At 62.2% G+C, this 21207-nt stretch carries 17 protein-coding genes and 1 tRNA gene; 15 read left to right on the top strand and 3 right to left on the bottom strand.

Annotated elements, in window-relative coordinates:
• The first annotated feature begins 36 nt into the window (after positions 1 to 36).
• The 11 genes from AC1DYC_RS07090 to AC1DYC_RS07040 all read left to right on the top strand — a co-directional run bounded on the left by AC1DYC_RS07090 (position 37) and on the right by AC1DYC_RS07040 (position 13946).
• A complete protein-coding gene (locus AC1DYC_RS07090) occupies positions 37 to 597 on the top strand; it encodes a putative glycolipid-binding domain-containing protein (RefSeq protein WP_477404998.1) in 561 nt (186 codons plus the stop codon).
• Between the two features lie 69 nt (positions 598 to 666).
• Positions 667 to 742: transfer RNA gene (locus AC1DYC_RS07085), tRNA-Trp, on the top strand.
• Positions 743 to 1107: 365 nt separating this feature from the next.
• Positions 1108 to 1311 (top strand): preprotein translocase subunit SecE, encoded by a 204-nt coding sequence (gene secE, locus AC1DYC_RS07080; RefSeq protein ID WP_023667439.1) that lies wholly within the window; start codon positions 1108 to 1110, stop codon positions 1309 to 1311.
• A 27-nt stretch (positions 1312 to 1338) separates the two neighbouring features.
• On the top strand, positions 1339 to 1866 hold the full coding sequence (nusG, locus tag AC1DYC_RS07075; protein WP_006333333.1) for a transcription termination/antitermination protein NusG: 528 nt from the start codon (positions 1339 to 1341) through the stop codon (positions 1864 to 1866).
• A 162-nt stretch (positions 1867 to 2028) separates the two neighbouring features.
• Positions 2029 to 2457, top strand: coding sequence for a 50S ribosomal protein L11 (rplK, locus tag AC1DYC_RS07070; RefSeq protein WP_112566731.1), 429 nt, complete (start codon positions 2029 to 2031; stop codon positions 2455 to 2457).
• A 5-nt stretch (positions 2458 to 2462) separates the two neighbouring features.
• Positions 2463 to 3161, top strand: a complete 699-nt coding sequence (gene rplA / locus AC1DYC_RS07065; protein ID WP_352585980.1) for a 50S ribosomal protein L1 — start codon at positions 2463 to 2465, stop codon at positions 3159 to 3161.
• A gap of 377 nt (positions 3162 to 3538) precedes the next feature.
• Positions 3539 to 4057, top strand: coding sequence for a 50S ribosomal protein L10 (gene rplJ, locus AC1DYC_RS07060; protein ID WP_023667437.1), 519 nt, complete (start codon positions 3539 to 3541; stop codon positions 4055 to 4057).
• 54 nt (positions 4058 to 4111) lie between these two features.
• Positions 4112 to 4489: a 50S ribosomal protein L7/L12 gene (rplL, locus tag AC1DYC_RS07055; RefSeq protein ID WP_142864855.1), complete on the top strand. Its 378-nt coding sequence runs from the start codon at positions 4112 to 4114 to the stop codon at positions 4487 to 4489.
• A gap of 247 nt (positions 4490 to 4736) precedes the next feature.
• Entirely contained in the window at positions 4737 to 8873 is a 4137-nt protein-coding gene (gene rpoB / locus AC1DYC_RS07050) for a DNA-directed RNA polymerase subunit beta (protein WP_112566723.1), read from the top strand.
• Between the two features lie 133 nt (positions 8874 to 9006).
• Entirely contained in the window at positions 9007 to 13203 is a 4197-nt protein-coding gene (rpoC, locus tag AC1DYC_RS07045; protein ID WP_477289414.1) for a DNA-directed RNA polymerase subunit beta', read from the top strand.
• A 77-nt stretch (positions 13204 to 13280) separates the two neighbouring features.
• Positions 13281 to 13946, top strand: a complete 666-nt coding sequence (locus AC1DYC_RS07040) for an O-methyltransferase (RefSeq protein WP_477404996.1) — start codon at positions 13281 to 13283, stop codon at positions 13944 to 13946.
• An 18-nt stretch (positions 13947 to 13964) separates the two neighbouring features.
• Here AC1DYC_RS07040 and AC1DYC_RS07035 read toward each other — a convergent pair whose 3' ends face one another.
• The 3 genes from AC1DYC_RS07035 to AC1DYC_RS07025 form a co-directional block, all read right to left on the bottom strand.
• Complete coding sequence (locus AC1DYC_RS07035; RefSeq protein ID WP_477404994.1) at positions 13965 to 14894, bottom strand: Gfo/Idh/MocA family protein; 930 nt, start codon at positions 14892 to 14894, stop codon at positions 13965 to 13967.
• Between the two features lie 75 nt (positions 14895 to 14969).
• Positions 14970 to 16082, bottom strand: a complete 1113-nt coding sequence (locus AC1DYC_RS07030) for a PLP-dependent cysteine synthase family protein (protein WP_477404992.1) — start codon at positions 16080 to 16082, stop codon at positions 14970 to 14972.
• 32 nt (positions 16083 to 16114) lie between these two features.
• Positions 16115 to 16396 (bottom strand): transcriptional regulator, encoded by a 282-nt coding sequence (locus AC1DYC_RS07025; RefSeq protein WP_181062225.1) that lies wholly within the window; start codon positions 16394 to 16396, stop codon positions 16115 to 16117.
• A 494-nt stretch (positions 16397 to 16890) separates the two neighbouring features.
• Between AC1DYC_RS07025 and rpsL the strand changes: the two genes are divergently transcribed.
• From rpsL to tuf, 4 genes are all read left to right on the top strand, one after another.
• Entirely contained in the window at positions 16891 to 17262 is a 372-nt protein-coding gene (rpsL, locus tag AC1DYC_RS07020; protein WP_006333356.1) for a 30S ribosomal protein S12, read from the top strand.
• Between the two features lie 58 nt (positions 17263 to 17320).
• Positions 17321 to 17791, top strand: a complete 471-nt coding sequence (gene rpsG / locus AC1DYC_RS07015; protein ID WP_008875664.1) for a 30S ribosomal protein S7 — start codon at positions 17321 to 17323, stop codon at positions 17789 to 17791.
• A 30-nt stretch (positions 17792 to 17821) separates the two neighbouring features.
• Positions 17822 to 19912 carry an elongation factor G gene (gene fusA, locus AC1DYC_RS07010; protein WP_477289432.1) on the top strand — a complete coding sequence of 697 codons (2091 nt, stop codon included), beginning with the start codon at positions 17822 to 17824 and terminating at the stop codon, positions 19910 to 19912.
• Positions 19913 to 19976: 64 nt separating this feature from the next.
• On the top strand, positions 19977 to 21152 hold the full coding sequence (gene tuf, locus AC1DYC_RS07005; RefSeq protein ID WP_477404990.1) for an elongation factor Tu: 1176 nt from the start codon (positions 19977 to 19979) through the stop codon (positions 21150 to 21152).
• The last annotated feature ends 55 nt before the right edge of the window (positions 21153 to 21207 follow it).

Raw genomic sequence — 21207 nt, 5'->3', positions numbered from 1 at the left:
GGACCCTACACGCCGCCGGAAGGGAAATCCTGAGCCGTGCCGAAACAGGCCGGAGAGACGACCAGCATCGTCCGCTGGCGGCAGTGGCAAAGCCCCGGCATAGAACATCTGGTTCTGCGGCAGAGTGCGGACGGAATTTTGGCTATCTCCGTGGCGGTTTCCTCCGATGCCGAACCCTTCGCTGTCCGCTACCGCATAGCCTGCGGTCCTGACTGGCTCGCAAGGGAGGTCGAGGTCGATCTTGTCGGCGGCACAAGTGTTAGGCTCACCACGGACGGCTTGGGCAACTGGTTGAAGGATGGCGTTCCGGTCGCTGAATTGGAGGGCGCGCTCTATCCCGACCTCACCGTCACGCCGTTCACCAACACGCTGCCGATCCAGCGTCTGCAGCTCAAACGCGGCGAAAGCGCCGAGATTGCCGCAGCCTTCATAGAGCTTCCGGAGCTCAGCATCGTCCGGAGCCGGCAGCGCTACACGTGTCTCGAGGAGGGCGGGCGCTATCTCTACGAGTCGCTGGTCAGCGGTTTTCGCCGTGAAATCGAGGTTGACGGGCAGGGGCTGGTCGTCACCTATCCGGATTTCTGGCGAAGGATATGAAAGCGTGTCAGACCACTCTTTACAGCGCGCCCGGAAGCTTTTAGGAAGCGCCTGCGCCGAAACGCGCGTACGGGCATAGCTCAGTTGGTAGAGCGGCGGTCTCCAAAACCGCAGGTCGTAGGTTCGAGCCCTGCTGCCCGTGCCATTTTCTCAAATGGCGATTTAACGAACGAACTCGGTCCCGTCCCCCGCATTGAAAAATGGCAGGTGGCTTGCCATATTAGGGAAACTGAGGCATAAGGCCTCCATAGCCGGGACGGGACGACTGGATGGTTCCGAGGCGGCGTTTGGTCATAAAGCGGACACTTGCCACTTGCGTGGATCAAGAATCGGTTTTATGTAGACACAACAGACACGCGACGCGTGGAGCTGGGAAGCCGGCTTTACGCGTCCGATTTGCATGGGCGAACTGGCGCTGATTCGGCGCTGACTTGAAACCCAGGCGGCACGTCCCGGCCAGCGGGATCATCCAGGAGACCCGGCCAACGGGTCTTGAAGACAGAGCGGCATATGGCTTCGAAAACCACAAATCCTTTCGTCTTTCTCCAGCAGGTCCGCGCGGAGACCGCCAAGGTGACTTGGCCGTCGCGCCGGGAGACGATGATCTCGACGGTGATGGTGCTCGTGTTTGCGGTCATCGCGATGATCTTTTTCTTCACCGCCGACGTGGCCATGGGCTACGCGATCGAGCGGCTACTGAGCCTCGGCCATTAAGTTCGGCGAATACGGAGAAGTCTTGAAATGACCGCGCGGTGGTACATCGTCCACGCCTATTCGAACTTTGAAAAAAAGGTCGCCGAGGACATTGAGAACAAGGCCAAGCAGAAGGGCCTGTCCGCCGATATCGAGCAGATCGTGGTGCCGACCGAGAAGGTCGTTGAGATCCGCCGCGGCCGCAAGGTCGATGCCGAGCGCAAGTTCTTTCCGGGCTATGTGCTGCTCAAGGCCAATCTGACCGATGCGGTGTTCTCGCTGGTCAAGAACACGCCGAAGGTCACCGGTTTTCTCGGTGACTCCAAGCCGGTGCCGATCACCGAGGCGGAAGCGCAGCGCATCCTGAACCAGGTCCAGGAAGGCGTCGAGCGGCCCAAGCCCTCGGTCACCTTCGAGATCGGCGAGGCGATCCGCGTTTCGGATGGTCCGTTCGCGTCGTTCAACGGTTTCGTCCAGGAAGTGGACGAGGAGCGGGCGCGGCTCAAGGTGGAAGTTTCGATCTTCGGGCGCGCCGTGCCGGTCGATCTGGAATTCGGACAGGTCGAAAAGGGCTGATCCGAAAAACCCGCGCCGGTTCGCCGGCAAGGGGAGGCGGTGCGCAAAAGCGCGCGGCCATGAACGGGTGGGAGGCGAATGTGGCTTTAGCCGGCCGCACGAACCGCACCACCAGACTGCAACCGCCGGCATTCCCCGGCATGAGACAAAGGCAGGAAAGAGATGGCTAAGAAAATTGCAGGCCAGCTCAAGCTCCAGGTTGCCGCGGGCTCGGCTACGCCGTCGCCCCCGATCGGCCCGGCGCTTGGTCAGCGCGGCATCAACATCATGGAATTCTGCAAGGCGTTCAACGCGCAGACCCAGGAAATGGAAAAGGGATCGCCGATTCCAGTCGTCATCACCTACTACCAGGACAAGTCGTTCACCTTCGTCATGAAGACGCCGCCGGTGAGCTACTTCCTGAAGAAGGCTGCGAACCTGAAGTCGGGCTCCAAGGAGCCGGGCAAGGTCAAGGTCGGCACGATCGGCCGCGACAAGGTGCGCGCCATCGCCGAGCAGAAGATGAAGGATCTGAACGCAAACGACGTCGAAGCGGCCATGCGCATGGTCGAGGGCTCTGCCCGCTCGATGGGTCTGGAAGTGGTGGGCTAAAGATCATGGCAAAGATTGCAAAGCGTGTATCGAAGACCCGCGAAGGCATCGATCCCAACAAGGCTTATGCCCTGGGTGAAGCGCTGAAGCTGCTCAAGGACCGTTCGACGGTGAAGTTCGACGAGACCATCGAAGTGGCGATGAACCTCGGCGTCGATCCGCGTCACGCCGACCAGATGGTCCGCGGCGTGGTCAACCTGCCGAACGGCACCGGCCGCTCGGTCCGCGTCGCCGTGTTCGCACGTGGCGACAAGGCCGAGGAAGCCAAGGCCGCCGGCGCCGACATCGTCGGTGCCGAGGATCTGGTCGAGATCGTCCAGAAGGGCACGATCGACTTCGATCGCTGCATCGCCACGCCGGACATGATGCCGCTGGTCGGCCGTCTGGGCAAGGTGCTCGGCCCGCGCGGCATGATGCCGAACCCGAAGGTCGGCACCGTCACCACCGACGTTGCCGCGGCCGTCAAGGCATCGAAGGGCGGCGCTGTCGAGTTCCGCGTCGAGAAGGCCGGTATCGTCCAGGCCGGCGTCGGCAAGGTCTCGTTCGACGTCAAGGCGCTGGAAGAAAACATCCGCGCCTTCGCCGATGCGGTGACCAAGGCGAAGCCGGCTGGCGCCAAGGGCAACTACGTCAAGAAGGTGTCTGTCACCTCGACGATGGGCCCGGGCCTCAAGCTCGACGTCTCGACGCTCGCAGCGTCCTGATACGAAACATCTGGATCGGCCGCTAAAGCGCTGATCCACAAGTGAATTCCGGGCCTCCGACTTGTCGGCGGCCCGGTACCGGAAGCCGAGAGGTTTCCGGACATCCTGTCCGAGATTGCAGGCGGCCCATAAGCCTTAATTCAATTGGGCCTGCATGAGACGGGTGAAAACCGGACAACGGAGCGACAAGCTCCAATGAAAGGTTCGAACCGTGTTTGCCTTTTGTCTGCGCATCGCCGGCTTGTCCGTCGATGTGGCGAAAGGGGGCAGGATCCTCGAGCGTCGTTCGGGAGATCCGTTACTGGATGGCCCGGCCGGCAAAAAGGCAACCCGACGCCTGTCCTCTTATTGGGGCAGGGGTCAACTGGAGATAGGCAGTGGACAGAGCGGAAAAACGCGAACTCGTCACGGGCCTGAATGGTGCTTTTGCAGGCGCTGGTTCAGTCGTCGTGGCCCACTACGCCGGTATCACCGTCGCGCAAATGAACGACCTTCGGTCGAAAATGCGCGCTGCCGGTGGCACCGTCAAAGTCGCGAAGAACCGTCTCGCCAAAATCGCTCTTCAGGGCACGGACTCCGCATCGATCATCGACCTGTTCAAGGGACAGACGCTGATCGCTTATTCGGAGGATCCGATTGCGGCGCCGAAGGTCGCGTCCGATTTCGCCAAGGGAAATGACAAGTTGGTCATTCTCGGCGGCGCAATGGGCACGACCTCGCTCAACGCCGACGGTGTGAAGGCACTCGCCACACTTCCGTCGCTCGATGAGCTGCGCGCCAGGCTGGTTGGCATGATCGCCACGCCGGCAACCCGGATCGCCCAGATCGTCAATGCGCCAGCGGCTTCGGTCGCGCGCGTCATCGGCGCTTACGCCCGGAAGGACGAGGCGGCATGAGGCCGTTCCTCGCTATCACAAACACACGTTCGAACCTGATGAAGGAATATAACAATGGCTGATCTGGCAAAGATCGTAGACGACCTTTCGAAGCTGACCGTCCTCGAGGCGGCCGAGCTGTCGAAGCTTCTTGAAGAAAAGTGGGGCGTTTCGGCTGCTGCTCCGGTGGCGGTTGCCGCTGCAGGCGGCGCTGCCGCTGCTGCTGCTCCGGCCGAGGAAAAGACGGAATTCGACGTCGTCCTCACCGAGGCAGGCGCTCAGAAGATCAACGTCATCAAGGAAGTCCGCGCCATCACCGGCCTGGGCCTCAAGGAAGCCAAGGATCTGGTCGAAGCAGCTCCGAAGCCGGTCAAGGAAGGCGTTTCCAAGGCTGACGCTGAGAAGTTCAAGGCCCAGCTGGAAGCAGCCGGCGCCAAGGTCGACCTGAAGTAAGCGTAAAGCGGCGGGCGGCCTCGCGCCGTCCGCCACTCCCTTCATGGAAGGGAGGATGCGTAGCGCGAGATGTAAGGGAACCTCTTTCCTGAGGGCCGAAACCGGCCTTCAGGAAACGGGTTTTCTCCCGTTTTAGCCGTCGCCGCCAGGCGGCGGGAAAACAGATCAGGGGCCGCCACCGAGGTGGCCGCGCATGCAAGGTGAGCCGCGGCGAGGCTCGTCCCGAGTTTATAGCTAAGGAGCGACGATGGCCCAGACCCAGACTTTCAATGGCCGCAGACGCGTACGCAAGTTCTTCGGAAAGATCCCGGAAGTTGCGGAGATGCCGAACCTGATCGAGGTTCAAAAGGCATCCTATGACCAGTTCCTGATGGTGGACGAGCCCAAGGGCGGCCGTCCGGACGAAGGGCTGCAGGCCGTTTTCAAGTCGGTCTTCCCGATCTCCGATTTTTCCGGCTCCTCGATGCTGGAGTTCGTGAAGTACGAGTTCGAAGGACCGAAATTCGACGTTGACGAATGCCGTCAGCGCGACCTGACCTATGCTGCGCCGCTGAAGGTGACGCTGCGCCTCATCGTGTTCGATATCGACGAGGATACCGGCGCCAAGTCTATCAAGGACATCAAGGAGCAGGACGTCTACATGGGCGACATGCCGCTCATGACCCTGAACGGCACCTTCATAGTCAACGGCACCGAGCGCGTCATCGTCTCGCAGATGCACCGTTCGCCGGGCGTCTTCTTCGACCATGACAAGGGCAAGTCGCACTCGTCGGGCAAGCTTCTGTTTGCCGCGCGCGTCATCCCGTATCGCGGTTCGTGGCTCGACATCGAGTTCGATTCCAAGGACGTCGTGCACGCCCGCATCGACCGCCGCCGCAAGATTCCGGTGACGTCGCTGCTGATGGCGCTTGGCATGGACGGCGAAGAGATCCTGTCGACCTTCTACAACAAGATCACCTACAAGCGCGCCGGCGATCACTGGCGCATTCCGTTCAACGTGGAGCGTTTCCGCGGCCTCAAGGCTGTCGGCGACCTGGTCGATGCCGACACCGGCGAGATCGTCGTTGAGCAGGGCAAGAAGATCACCGCACGCCAGGCAAGGGCGCTTGGCGAAAAGGGTCTGAAGGCGATCAAGGCGACCGACGAGGATCTGCTCGGCAACTACCTGGCCGAAGACATCGTCAATTACGGCACCGGCGAGATCTTCCTGGAAGCCGGCGACGAGATCGACGAGAAGACGCTGAAGGTGCTGCTCGGCACCGGCGAGCAGGAGATCAAGGTTCTCGACATCGACCACGTCAATGTCGGCGCCTACATCCGCAACACCCTCAACGTCGACAAGAACGAGAGCCGCCAGGACGCGCTGTTCGACATTTATCGTGTCATGCGCCCGGGCGAGCCGCCGACGCTGGAAACCGCCGAAGCGATGTTCAACTCGCTGTTCTTCGACAGCGAACGCTACGATCTGTCGGCCGTCGGCCGCGTCAAGATGAACATGCGCCTTGAACTCAAGGCCGAGGACACCGTGCGCGTGCTGCGCAAGGACGACATCCTGGCCGTGGTCAAGACGCTGGTCGAACTGCGCGACGGCAAGGGCGAGATCGACGACATCGACAATCTCGGCAACCGCCGCGTGCGTTCTGTCGGCGAGCTGATGGAGAACCAGTACCGCGTCGGCCTGCTGCGCATGGAGCGCGCGATCAAGGAACGTATGTCCTCGATCGAGATCGACACGGTGATGCCGCAGGACCTGATCAACGCCAAGCCGGCGGCTGCCGCCGTGCGCGAGTTCTTCGGTTCCTCGCAGCTGTCGCAGTTCATGGACCAGACCAACCCGCTGTCGGAGATCACCCACAAGCGCCGCCTGTCGGCGCTTGGACCGGGCGGTCTGACCCGCGAGCGCGCCGGCTTCGAAGTGCGCGACGTGCACCCGACGCATTACGGCCGCATCTGCCCGATCGAGACGCCGGAAGGCCCGAATATCGGTCTGATCAACTCGCTGGCGACGTTTGCGCGCGTCAACAAGTACGGCTTCATCGAGAGCCCGTACCGCAAGATCGTCAACGGCAAGCTGACCAATGAGGTCGTCTATCTCTCCGCTATGGAGGAGTCCAAGCACCACGTTGCGCAGGCCAATGCCGAGCTCGACAAGAATGGTGGTTTCGTCGACGAATTCGTCATTTGCCGCAGCGCCGGCGAAGTGATGATGGCGCCGCGCGAAAACGTCGATCTGATGGACGTGTCGCCGAAGCAGATGGTGTCTGTGGCCGCGGCGCTGATCCCGTTCCTCGAGAACGACGACGCCAACCGCGCGCTGATGGGCTCCAACATGCAGCGTCAGGCCGTGCCGCTGGTGCGCGCCGAAGCGCCGTTTGTCGGCACCGGCATGGAGCCGATCGTTGCCCGTGACTCGGGCGCCGCCATCGGCGCCCGCCGCGGCGGCATCGTCGACCAGGTGGACGCGACGCGTATCGTCATCCGCGCAACGGAAGATCTCGATCCCGGCAAGTCGGGCGTCGACATCTACCGGCTGATGAAGTTCCAGCGTTCGAACCAGAACACCTGCATCAACCAGCGTCCGCTGGTGCGCATGGGCGACCGCGTCAACAAGGGCGACATCATCGCTGACGGTCCGTCGACCGAGCTTGGCGATCTGGCGCTCGGCCGCAACGTGCTGGTCGCGTTCATGCCGTGGAACGGCTACAACTACGAGGACTCGATCCTGCTCTCCGAGCGCATCGTGGCCGACGACGTCTTCACCTCGATCCACATCGAGGAGTTCGAAGTCATGGCCCGCGACACCAAGCTCGGACCGGAGGAAATCACGCGCGACATTCCGAACGTTTCGGAAGAAGCGCTGAAGAACCTCGACGAGGCCGGCATCGTCTATATCGGTGCGGAAGTGCAGCCGGGCGACATCCTGGTCGGCAAGATCACGCCGAAGGGCGAAAGCCCGATGACGCCGGAAGAAAAGCTCCTGCGCGCCATCTTCGGTGAAAAGGCGTCCGACGTTCGCGACACCTCGATGCGCATGCCTCCGGGCACCTTCGGCACCGTTGTCGAGGTGCGCGTGTTCAACCGTCACGGCGTCGAGAAGGACGAGCGCGCCATGGCGATCGAACGCGAGGAGATCGAACGCCTCGCCAAGGACCGCGACGACGAGCAGGCAATCCTCGACCGCAACGTCTATTCACGCCTTTCCGACGTCCTCGTCGGCAAGGAAGCGATTGCCGGGCCGAAGGGCTTCAAGAAGGGCTCGAAGCTGTCGAAGGACACGCTGGACGAGTATCCGCGTTCGCAGTGGTGGCAGTTTGCGGTGGAGAACGAAAAGCTCCAGAGCGAACTGGAAGCCCTGCGTGGCCAGTACGACGACTCCAAGAAGGCGCTCGAGCAGCGCTTCATGGACAAGGTCGAGAAGGTGCAGCGCGGCGACGAAATGCCTCCGGGCGTCATGAAGATGGTCAAGGTCTTCGTGGCCGTGAAGCGCAAGATGCAGCCGGGCGACAAGATGGCCGGCCGTCACGGCAACAAGGGTGTCGTGTCGCGCATCGTTCCGGTTGAGGACATGCCTTTCCTCGAAGACGGCACGCATGCCGATATCGTGCTCAACCCGCTGGGTGTGCCGAGCCGCATGAATGTCGGCCAGATCCTGGAAACGCATCTGGGCTGGGCATGTGCTGGCATGGGCAAGAAGATCGGCGAGCTGATCGACGCGTACAAGACGGCTGGAGACATCAAGCCGCTGCGCAAGACGCTCGAGAGCTTCATCCCTGCCAACGACCGCAACGAGCCGGTCCGCGAGTATGACGACGAGAGCATCGTTCGCCTCAGCGAACAGATGCGCCGCGGCGTCTCCATCGCGACACCGGTGTTCGACGGCGCGCATGAAGTCGACATCAACATCATGCTGGAGCAGGCGGGCCTGCACACCAGCGGTCAGTCGCAGCTCTATGACGGACGCACCGGCGAGCCGTTCGATCGCAAGGTGACGATGGGCTATATCTACATGCTCAAGCTTCACCACCTGGTGGACGACAAGATCCACGCGCGTTCGATCGGTCCGTACTCGCTCGTTACCCAGCAGCCGCTGGGTGGCAAGGCGCAGTTCGGTGGCCAGCGCTTCGGCGAAATGGAGGTCTGGGCGCTGGAAGCCTACGGCGCCGCCTACACGCTGCAGGAAATGCTGACGGTGAAGTCGGACGACGTCGCCGGCCGCACCAAGGTCTACGAGGCGATCGTGCGCGGCGACGACACGTTCGAAGCCGGCATCCCGGAGAGCTTCAACGTGCTCGTCAAGGAAATGCGGTCTCTCGGCCTCAATGTCGAGCTGGAGAACACCAAGCTCGACGACAACCCTGTCCGGTTGCCCGACGCAGCCGAGTAAAAACAAGACATCCGGTCGCGGGAGCCCGCGACCGGATGCACCAAATTCTACGGCCGGTGGGCCGACCACTCAGCGGGCATTTGGTCCGCGTTAGATGCAAGGGGTTTTCGAGGACCCCGAAAAGGAGAACGGCATGAACCAAGAGGTCATGAATCTCTTCAATCCGCAGGCGCCGGCGCAGGTGTTCGATTCCATCCGGATATCGCTCGCCAGCCCTGAGAAGATTCTGTCCTGGTCGTTCGGCGAGATCAAGAAGCCGGAGACCATCAACTACCGCACCTTCAAGCCGGAGCGTGACGGTCTGTTCTGCGCGCGCATTTTTGGCCCGATCAAGGACTATGAATGCCTGTGCGGGAAGTACAAGCGCATGAAGTACAAGGGCGTCATCTGCGAAAAGTGCGGCGTCGAAGTCACGCTGTCGCGCGTTCGCCGCGAGCGCATGGGCCATATCGAGCTCGCAGCACCCGTCGCTCACATCTGGTTCCTGAAGTCGCTGCCCTCGCGCATCGGCACGCTGCTCGACATGACGCTGAAGGACATCGAGCGCGTCCTCTACTTCGAGAACTACATCGTCACCGAGCCTGGCCTCACCGCGCTGAAGGAGCACCAGCTGCTCAGCGAGGAAGAGTACATGATCGCCGTCGACGAATATGGCGAGGATTCCTTCACCGCCATGATCGGCGCCGAGGCCATTCATGACCTTCTGGCCGGCATGGACCTGGAGAAGATCGCCGGCGACCTGCGTTCGGAACTGGCTTCGACCACGTCCGAGCTGAAGCAGAAGAAGTATCTGAAGCGGCTCAAGGTCGTCGAGAACTTCATGGAATCCGGCAACCGTCCGGAATGGATGATCATGAAGGTGGTTCCGGTGATCCCGCCGGACCTGCGCCCGCTTGTCCCGCTGGATGGTGGACGTTTCGCGACGTCCGACCTGAACGACCTCTATCGCCGCGTCATCAACCGCAACAACCGCCTGAAGCGGCTGATCGAGCTGCGCGCCCCCGGCATCATCGTGCGCAATGAAAAGCGCATGCTGCAGGAAGCCGTCGACGCACTGTTCGACAACGGCCGCCGCGGCCGCGTCATCACCGGCGCCAACAAGCGTCCGCTGAAGTCGCTGTCCGATATGTTGAAGGGCAAGCAGGGCCGGTTCCGCCAGAACCTGCTCGGCAAGCGCGTCGACTATTCGGGCCGTTCGGTCATCGTCACCGGTCCGGAGCTCAAGCTGCACCAGTGCGGCCTGCCGAAGAAGATGGCGCTCGAACTGTTCAAGCCGTTCATCTACGCCCGCCTCGACGCCAAGGGGTTCTCCTCGACCGTCAAGCAGGCCAAGAAGCTGGTCGAGAAGGAGCGTCCGGAAGTCTGGGATATCCTGGACGAGGTCATCCGCGAGCATCCGGTGCTGTTGAACCGTGCGCCGACGCTGCACCGCCTGGGCATCCAGGCGTTCGAGCCGATCCTGATCGAAGGCAAGGCGATCCAGCTGCATCCGCTGGTCTGCACGGCCTTCAACGCCGACTTCGACGGCGATCAGATGGCCGTTCACGTGCCGCTGTCGCTCGAGGCTCAGCTTGAAGCCCGCGTGCTGATGATGTCGACCAACAACATCCTGCACCCGGCTTCCGGCGCGCCGATCATCGTGCCGTCGCAGGACATGGTTCTGGGTCTCTACTATCTCTCGATCGTCAATCAGAACGAGCCGGGCGAAGGCATGGTGTTTGCCGACATGGGCGAACTCCAGCATGCGCTCGAGACCAAGGCCGTCACCCTGCACGCCAAGATCAAGGGTCGTTTCCGCTCGGTCGACGCCGAAGGCAAGGTCGTGTCGAAGATCTACGACACCACGCCTGGCCGCATGATCATCGGCGAACTTCTGCCGAAGAACGTCAACGTGCCTTACGAGACCGCCAACCAGGAGATGACCAAGAAGAACATCTCCAAGATGATCGACACCGTCTACCGCCATTGCGGTCAGAAGGAGACGGTCATTTTCTGCGATCGCATCATGGCTCTCGGCTTCGGTCATGCCTGCCGCGCCGGCATTTCGTTCGGCAAGGACGACATGCTGATCCCGGACGCCAAGATCAAGCTGGTCTCCGACACCGAGGCTTTGGCCAAGGAATACGAGCAGCAGTACAATGACGGTCTGATCACGCAGGGCGAGAAGTACAACAAGGTCGTCGACGCCTGGGCCAAGTGCTCGGAAAAGGTCGCCGACGAAATGATGGCCCGCATCAAGGCCGTGGAGTTCGAGGACAATGGCCGTCAGAAGCCGATGAACTCGATCTACATGATGTCGCATTCGGGTGCGCGCGGTTCGCCCACCCAGATGCGCCAGCTCGCCGGCATGCGCGGCCTGATGGCCAAGCCGTCGGGTGAAATCATCGAGACGCCGATCATCTCGAACTTCAAGGAAGGCCTGACCGTGCTCGAGTACTTCAACTCGACCCACGGCGCCCGCAAGGGTCTGGCCGACACCGCCTTGAAGACGGCGAACTCGGGTTACCTCACCCGTCGTCTGGTCGACGTGGCGCAGGACTGCATCGTCAACTCCGTGGATTGCGGCACTGACAAGGGCCTCACCATGCAGCCAATCGTCGATGCCGGTCAGGTCGTTGCTTCGGTCGGCCAGCGCGTGCTGGGCCGTACCGCGCTCGACGACATCAACCATCCGGTGACCGGCGACGTGCTGGTCAAGGCCGGAACGTTGATGGACGAGCGTGACGTGGAGCAGATCGAAAAGGCCGGCGTGCAGTCGGTTCGCATCCGTTCGGCACTGACCTGCGAAGTCAGGGTCGGCGTCTGCGCGGTCTGCTACGGACGCGATCTGGCCCGCGGCACCCCGGTCAACCAGGGCGAAGCCGTCGGCGTCATCGCGGCGCAGTCGATCGGCGAGCCGGGCACCCAGCTCACCATGCGTACCTTCCACATGGGCGGTACGGCGCAGGTGGTGGATAGCTCGTTCCTTGAAGCCTCGTATGAGGGCAAGGTCGAGATCCGCAACCGCAACGTGGTGCGCAACTCGGATGGCCAGCAGATGGTCATGGGCCGCAACATGGCGGTGCTGATCCTCGACGAGGCCGGCAAGGAACGCGCCACGCACCGTGTCACCTATGGTTCGCGCATCTTCGTGGACGATGGCGACAAGGTGAAGCGCGGCCAGCGTATCGCCGAGTGGGATCCCTATACCCGCCCGGTCCTCACCGAAATCGAGGGCAAGGTGGCGTATGAGGATCTGGTCGACGGCATTTCCGTTCAGGAAACGGCCGACGAGTCGACCGGCATCACCAAGCGTGAGGTCATCGACTGGCGTTCGACGCCGCGCGGCAACGACTTGAAGCCGGCGATCGCCATCCTGGACGGCAAGGGCAAGGTCGGCAAGCTGTCGAAGGGCGGCGACGCCCGCTTCCTGCTCTCGGTCGAGGCGATTCTCTCGGTCGAGCCGGGTTCGCAGGTTCGCCCCGGCGACGTGCTGGCGCGTATCCCGATGGAAAGCGCCAAGACCAAGGACATCACCGGCGGTCTGCCGCGTGTTGCCGAACTGTTCGAGGCACGCCGTCCGAAGGATCACGCCATCATCGCCGAGATCGATGGCACGATCCGCTTCGGCCGCGACTACAAGAACAAGCGCCGCATCATCATCGAGCCGCATGACTCGACGCTTGAGCCGGTCGAATACCTGATCCCGAAGGGCAAGCCGTTCCATCTCCAGGACGGCGACGTCATCGAGAAGGGCGACTACATCCTCGACGGCAATCCGGCGCCGCACGACATTCTGGCGATCAAGGGCGTGGAAGCACTCGCTTCCTACCTTGTGAACGAAATCCAGGAAGTCTACCGCCTGCAGGGCGTGTCGATCAACGACAAGCACATCGAGGTGATCGTTCGCCAGATGCTGCAGAAGGTCGAGATCACCACGCAGGGCGACTCGACCTACATTCCGGGCGACCACGTCGACGTGATCGAACTGGAAGAGGTCAATGAGCGCCTGATCGAGGACGGCAAGAAGCCGGCCGAAGGTCAGCCGGTGCTGCTCGGCATCACCAAGGCCTCGCTGCAGACGCCGTCCTTCATCTCGGCCGCCTCCTTCCAGGAGACGACCAGGGTGCTGACGGAAGCTGCGGTTGCCGGCAAGACCGACATGCTGCAGGGCCTGAAGGAAAACGTCATTGTCGGCCGCCTGATCCCGGCCGGTACCGGCGGCACGATGAGCCAGATCCGGCGTATCGCCACCTCGCGCGACGAACTGATCATCGACGAGCGCCGCAAGGCCTCGGGTGTCGAGATCGCCGAGCCGATGCTGACCGACATGGTCAACGCCGCGCAGTAAGCGCGGCAGGACGAGAAAAAGAAAAGGGGCCCAAGTGGCCCCTTTTCGCGTTTTGGCCTTACGAAAGAGGAAGAACCATGAGCAACAAGACCTGGACGGCTGTCGACGACTACATCCTCTCCTCCCTGTTCGAGACGGATCCCGTGCTTGACGCGGTGCTCGCGACCAATCGTGACCAGGGCCTGCCGGCCATCGACGTCTCGGCCGCGCAGGGCAAGCTGTTGTCACTGCTGGTGCGCATTCGTGGCGCGAAGCGGGTGCTGGAGGTCGGCACGCTCGGCGGCTACTCGACTATCTGGATGGCCAGGGGATTGCCGGCCGACGGCAAGGTCGTGACGCTCGAACTCGACCCGCACCACGCCAAAGTCGCGCGCTCGAACTTGGAGCGGGCAGGGGTGTCGGACAAGGTCGAGCTGCGGACTGGTCCGGCGCTGCAGTCGCTTGAGACGCTTGCTGCCGAAAATGCCGGTCCGTTCGACCTGATCTTCATCGACGCCGACAAGCCGAACAACCCGAATTATCTGTCATGGGCGATGCGGCTGTCACAGCCGGGAACGGTTATCATCTGCGACAACGTCGTCCGAGACGGTACCGTGCTCAACGACGATGGCCGTGATGCCTATATCGAAGGCGCACGCGCCGCGTTCTCCTTCATAGGCGCCGACAAGCGTCTGGACGGCACCGCCATCCAGACCGTCGGCGCCAAGGGCTATGACGGGTTTGCGATTGCCATCGTCGAGTAGCGGGACCTGTCGCTTAGGTCAGTCGAAGAACGCTTCCACCACATTGCGCTTGCCGAGCATGAAGGCGTCGGCGACGTGCTGGAGCGGCGCCAGGTCGACATCGGAGATGCCGGCGCGCACGATTTCGGCGAAACGCCGGTAGAGCTGGGGATATTCGGCCTCCGGCTCGTCATGAACCAACTTGCCGTCGACGGCGAGCCTGGTGCCGCCGCCCGACAGCACCATCTTGCCCTTGTCGGTGTCGGCCAGAATGTCCCAGCTCTGCGGGCCGGTCTGCAGCCAGTCGAGTTCCATCGTGACCGGCAACCCATCCGAAGTGCGGAAATTGACGTGGGCGGCGGCCGGCGAGGCGCGGTTTTCGGGAAAGTCGAGCACGGCCGAGGTGATGAACATCGCCGGCAGGATGTGGGTCACGATCGACAGCGCGTTGATGCCGGGATCGAAGACACCGAAACCGCCCGGGGCCCAGATCCAGTCCTGGTTCGGGTGCCAGCGGCGGACATCTTCCTTCCAGACGATTGCCGCCGAGGTGACCTTGGCCGAAGCCAGGAAGGTGCGTGCGGCCTCAACTGCCGGCGCGTAACGCGAATGCCAGCTGGCGAACAGCGTGACACCGTTGGCGTCCGCCAATCGCTTCAACTCCTCGACCTCGCTGACCGTGGCGCCCGGCGGCTTCTCCAGGAAGACATGCTTTTTCGCGATCAGCGCGGTGCGCGCCGCGTCGTAGCGATACTGCGGCGGCATGCACAGCGACACGGCCTCGAGTTCAGGCACCGCCTCGAGCATCGCCTCTATGGTCGGAAAATTCGGGATGTGGTCGACCTTGCCGTGCCGGCTGGCGGCGGCGACCAGGCGGTAATCCCCATCCTTGGCCACCGCCGGCAGATGCTGGTCGCGCACGATCTTGCCGACGCCGACGATGCCGAGCTTGATGGGATTCACAGACATGGGAACTCCAAGGGTTGGTAAAGCCGCCCGGTTCTTAGCAGAACGCCGATCATGGGCAAGCGGCAGGCAGACGTCTCAGCCCCAGCTTTCCTGGAAGTTGAGCGTCAACGCTCCGCCAGCCAGAAACGCTTCGATCGCCGGTTCGAAGGGAGAAGGGTCGAGGCCGTTCGCCTGCAGCCATTCGTCGGAATAATAGGTGTTGGCGTAGCGCTCGCCGGAATCGCAGATCAGCGTTACCAACGATCCGGTCTCGCCGGCCGCGATCAGGCGCGCGGCATGAAAGCACATGGCGATGAAGTTGGTGCCGGTCGAACCGCCGACGCGCCGGCCGAGGTGACGCGACAGGACCCGCATTGAGGCAAGCGACACCGCGTCGGGGACCCGCAGCATGTGGTCGATGACGCCGGGTACAAAAGACGGTTCGACGCGCGGCCGGCCGATGCCTTCGATGCGTGACGGCTGCTCGCAACGGCAGTTGGCATCGTGGGTGGAGAAGCCATCGAAGAAGGCCGAGCGTTCGACGTCGGCGACCGACAGCCGCGTTGCGTGCTGTTTGTAGCGCAGGTAGCGGCCGATCGTTGCGGTGGTGCCGCCGGTGCCGGCGCTCATCACGATCCAGGCGGGAATCGGGTGCCGCTCCTCGCGCATCTGCCCGAAGATGGATTCGGCGATGTTGTTGTTGCCGCGCCAGTCGGTGGCGCGCTCGGCATGGGTGAACTGATCCATGAAATAGCCGTTGAGCCTCGTCGCCAGTTCGGCCGATTCGGCATAGATGCGGCGGCCATCGTCGATGAAATGGCATTTGCCGCCATAATGCTCGATGGCGGCGATCTTCTCCGGCGAGGTCGAACGCGGCATCACCGCGTAGAACGGCACGCCGATCATTCGGGCGAAATAGGCTTCCGACACCGCGGTCGAGCCTGAGGAGGCCTCGACCACCGGCGATCCTTCGCGGACAAGGCCGTTGCACAGCGCATAGAGGAAAAGCGAGCGCGCCAGCCGGTGCTTCAGGCTGCCGGTCGGATGTGTCGATTCGTCCTTGAGGTAGAAGTCGATGCCGGCAAGCGCCGGCAGGTCGAGCTTCCACAGATGGGTATCGGCCGAGCGGTGCTGGTCGGCTTCGATGGCGGCAACCGCCCGGTCGGCCCAGGCACGCGATGCAGGTTTTGCCGCTGCTGAGATGGCCATCCCCCGATTCCCCTTGTTGCCGATTCCGTTGTTTAGAGCGGAACCTCGAACGTCACGATCGACACTTCGCCTTCGAGTGCACCCTGGAAGGCCGACAGATGCGGCTCATCGTCGGGCTCGCCCTCCATGTCGCCGATCTGGTCGAGCTCGGCCTCTGCATAGCCTTCGGCGGCGAGCGATTCGAGAGCACGGCGCACGGCCGAATCGTCGTCGGGCGCGACCAGCATCACATGCACGCCTTCGGGCTTGCCGCCTTTCCTTTTCCAGACACGGCCGGTGATGATGGTGACCGGGCGTTCCTCATTGTCGTTCACGGGCTGATTCCTCTTGGATCGGGGGCGGGCGAGGGGATTTGCGCTGTCCATGGCGCCTTTTGCCATGAAGCCCCGGCGCAGGACAGCCAAAAGCCGGTCACTTTCTTGCCTGCGCGGTTACTTTCTTCCTCGCTCTTGCAAAAAGGCGAAAGAAAATTACATGCGATTTTCGCATGGCTGCCACGCCCTGTCTGGCGCGCAATATTTGGCGCGCCGGGGTTGACGGTTCACGGTCTTGCGAGTAGAAGCCGCCCAGTCAGAACCGATGTGAGGCTCTCCCTTCCGAAGCGACACGCTTTGGAGTTTGCCTCAAACAGGGTTCGTTTTACGAGCGAAAAGACATTTCCGGCGCGCATGAAGCGGTTTCCGCTTCCTCTGCATTTTGTTCGGGCAGGACCGCGAGGCGCGGTTTATGGCCCGAATTTGCGTATGGAATTGACGCTTTGAGCGGCCCTGACCGGGCGAGACACGGAATTGAGAGACAAGAGGGTTTAATGCCTACCGTCAACCAGCTGATCCGCAAGCCGCGCATTGCGCCGGTGAAGCGCAACAAGGTCCCGGCCATGCAGCAGAACCCGCAGAAGCGGGGCGTCTGCACGCGCGTTTATACAACGACGCCGAAGAAGCCGAACTCGGCACTGCGCAAGGTGGCCAAGATCCGCCTGACCAACGGCTTTGAAGTGATCGGCTACATCCCCGGCGAAGGTCACAACCTTCAGGAACACTCCGTGGTCATGATCCGCGGCGGTCGCGTCAAGGATCTTCCGGGCGTGCGCTACCACATCATCCGCGGCGTGCTCGACACGCAGGGCGTGAAGAACCGCAAGCAGCGCCGTTCGAAGTACGGCGCCAAGCGTCCGAAGTAAGATTTTCCGGCCTTCGCGCTTTTGCTGCGCAAGGCTACGAGATTGAGAGACAAAAGCCATGTCGCGTCGTCACAGTGCAGAAAAGCGTGAGATCAATCCGGACCCGAAGTTCGGCGATCTGATCGTTACCAAGTTCATGAACGCCGTCATGTATGACGGCAAGAAGTCGGTTGCCGAGACCATCGTCTACGGTGCGCTCGACCAGGTTCAGTCGAAGACCAAGCAGGAGCCGGTCACCGTCTTCCATCAGGCGCTCGACAATGTCGCGCCGCATGTGGAAGTCCGGTCGCGTCGCGTCGGCGGCGCCACCTACCAGGTTCCGGTCGATGTGCGCCCCGAGCGCCGTCAGGCCCTGGCGATCCGCTGGCTGATTGCAGCGGCTCGCAACCGCAACGAGACCACGATGGTTGACCGCCTCTCCGGCGAGCTGATGGACGCGGCCAACAACCGCGGCACGGCCGTCAAGAAGCGTGAAGACACCCACAAGATGGCTGAAGCCAACCGCGCTTTCGCACACTACCGCTGGTAAAGCGCGAACGAGACTGAGAAGGCATCCAAGATGGCCCGCGAATATAAAATCGAAGACTACCGCAATTTCGGTATCATGGCGCATATTGACGCCGGCAAGACGACGACCACCGAGCGCGTCCTCTATTACACGGGCAAGTCGCACAAGATCGGCGAAGTGCACGACGGCGCTGCCACCATGGATTGGATGGAGCAGGAGCAGGAACGCGGCATCACCATCACGTCCGCCGCCACCACGACCTTCTGGAAGGGCCGTGACGGCAAGATGTACCGCTTCAACATCATCGACACTCCCGGACACGTCGACTTCACCATCGAAGTCGAGCGTTCGCTGCGCGTGCTCGACGGCGCCATTGCGCTGCTCGACGCCAATGCCGGTGTCGAGCCGCAGACCGAGACTGTCTGGCGCCAGGCCGACAAGTATCGCGTTCCGCGCATGATTTTCTGCAACAAGATGGACAAGATCGGCGCCGACTTCTACCGCTCGGTCGAGATGATCGGCTCGCGCCTCGGTGCGCAGGCTGTCGTCATGCAGCTGCCGATCGGCGCCGAGACCGAGTTCAAGGGTGTCGTCGACCTCGTCGAGATGAACGCGCTGGTATGGCGCGACGAGACGCTGGGCGCTGCCTGGGACGTCGTCGAGATCCCGGCCGACCTCAAGGCTCGCGCCGAGGAATACCGCGAGAAGATGATCGAAGCCGCCGTCGAAATGGACGAGACGGCGCTTGAGAATTACCTCGAAGGCAAGATGCCGTCGAATGACGAGATCCGCTCGCTGATCCGCAAGGGCACGATCGCGGTCAAGTTCTACCCGATGTTCTGTGGCTCGGCGTTCAAGAACAAGGGCGTGCAGCCGCTGCTCGACGCCGTCGTCGAATACCTGCCGTCGCCGGCCGATGTTCCCGCGATCAAGGGCGTCGATGCCAAGACCGACGCCGAGATCGAGCGTCACGCCGACGACAACGAGCCGCTGTCGATGCTGGCCTTCAAGATCATGAACGACCCGTTCGTCGGTTCGCTGACCTTTGCCCGCATCTATTCGGGCAAGCTGACCAAGGGCATCTCGCTCGACAACACCGTCAAGGGTAAGAAAGAGCGCATCGGCCGCATGCTGCAGATGCATGCGAATTCGCGCGCCGACGTCGAAGAGGCCTTTGCCGGCGACATCGTTGCTCTGGCTGGCCTCAAGGACACGACCACTGGCGATACGCTCAGCGATCCGCTGCACCCGGTCATCCTCGAGCGCATGGAATTCCCCGATCCGGTCATCCAGATTGCGATCGAGCCGAAGACCAAGAACGACCAGGAAAAGATGGGCCTCGCCCTTCACCGTCTGGCCGCCGAGGATCCGTCCTTCCGCGTCAAGACCGACGAGGAATCGGGCCAGACCATCATCTCGGGCATGGGCGAGCTTCACCTCGACATCATCGTCGACCGCATGCGTCGCGAGTTCAAGGTCGAAGCCAATGTCGGTGCACCGCAGGTGGCTTACCGCGAGACCATCACCCGCAGGCACGAGCAGGACTACACGCACAAGAAGCAGACCGGCGGTACCGGTCAGTTCGCTCGCGTCAAGATCCAGTTCGAGCCGAACCCGGAAAGCTCGGAGTTCGAGTTCGAATCGAAGATCGTCGGCGGTGCGGTTCCGAAGGAATACATCCCGGGTGTCGAAAAGGGCATCAACAGCGTCATGACGTCCGGCCCGTTCGCCGGCTTCCCGATGATCGGCGTCAAGGCGACGCTCATCGACGGCGCTTACCACGATGTGGACTCCAGCGTCCTGGCGTTCGAAATCGCCGGCCGCGCCTGCTTCCGTGAAGCCGCGCCCAAGCTTGGCGTGCAGCTGCTCGAGCCGATCATGAAGGTCGAAGTCGTGACGCCGGAAGACTATGTCGGCAGCGTCATCGGCGACCTGAACGGCCGTCGCGGCCAGATCCAGGGCCAGGAAGCGCGTGGCGTTGCTGTCGTGATCAACGCGATGGTGCCGCTGGCCAACATGTTCAAGTACGTCGACAACCTGCGCTCGATGAGCCAGGGCCGTGCGGCCTACACGATGCAGTTCGATCACTACGAGCCTGTGCCGACCGCGGTCGCCCAGGAAGTTCAGAAGAAATACGCGTAACCCGGACGGGTTGCATCGGTAACTTAATTCAAGGCCCGTACGGGCAGCAGATTGGAGACATCACATGGCAAAAGGTAAATTCGAGCGCACTAAGCCTCATGTGAACATCGGCACGATTGGTCACGTCGACCATGGCAAGACGTCGCTGACGGCGGCGATCACGAAGTATTTTGGCGAATACAAGCGCTATGACCAGATCGATGCGGCGCCCGAAGAGAAGGCCCGTGGCATCACCATCTCGACGGCGCACGTCGAATACGAGACGGCCAACCGCCACTATGCTCACGTCGACTGCCCCGGCCACGCCGACTACGTGAAGAACATGATCACCGGTGCCGCGCAGATGGACGGCGCGATCCTGGTCGTGTCGGCTGCCGATGGCCCGATGCCGCAGACCCGCGAGCACATCCTGCTTGCCCGTCAGGTCGGCGTGCCGTCGATCGTGGTGTTTTTGAACAAGGTCGACCAGGTCGACGACGCGGAACTCCTCGAACTGGTCGAGCTCGAGGTGCGCGAGCTTCTGTCGAAGAACGAATTCCCCGGCGACGACATTCCGATCGTCAAGGGTTCGGCGCTGGCGGCTCTTGAAGATTCCAACAAGACGATCGGCGAAGACGCGATCCGCGAGCTGATGGCTGCGGTCGACGCCTACATCCCGACCCCGGTTCGTCCGCTGGACAAGCCGTTCCTGATGCCGATCGAAGACGTGTTCTCGATCTCGGGCCGTGGCACGGTCGTCACCGGCCGCGTCGAGCGCGGCATTGTCAAGGTCGGCGAGGAACTCGAGATCATCGGCATCCGTCCGACGACCAAGACGACCTGCACGGGCGTCGAAATGTTCCGCAAGCTGCTCGATCAGGGCCAGGCCGGCGACAACATCGGCGCGCTGCTGCGCGGCGTTGATCGTGAAGGTGTCGAGCGCGGCCAGGTTCTGGCCAAGCCCGGTACGGTGAAGCCGCACAAGAAGTTCGTGGCTGAAGCCTACATCCTGACCAAGGACGAAGGTGGCCGTCACACGCCGTTCTTCACCAACTACCGTCCGCAGTTCTATTTCCGCACGACGGACGTGACCGGTATCGTGTCGCTGCCGGAAGGCACCGAGATGGTGATGCCCGGCGACAACATCACGGTCGATGTCGAGCTGATCGTGCCGATCGCCATGGAAGAGAAGCTGCGCTTCGCCATCCGTGAAGGCGGCCGCACCGTCGGTGCCGGCATCGTCGTCACCATCAAAGAATAATTAGACTTAAACCGATCTGTCGCGGGCGCGGAGTTGCCCGCGCCGCGCCAGAACA

The organism is Mesorhizobium sp. P2_E7 (assembly GCF_056403855.1).
This window is presented reverse-complemented; position numbering and strand designations above follow the sequence as displayed.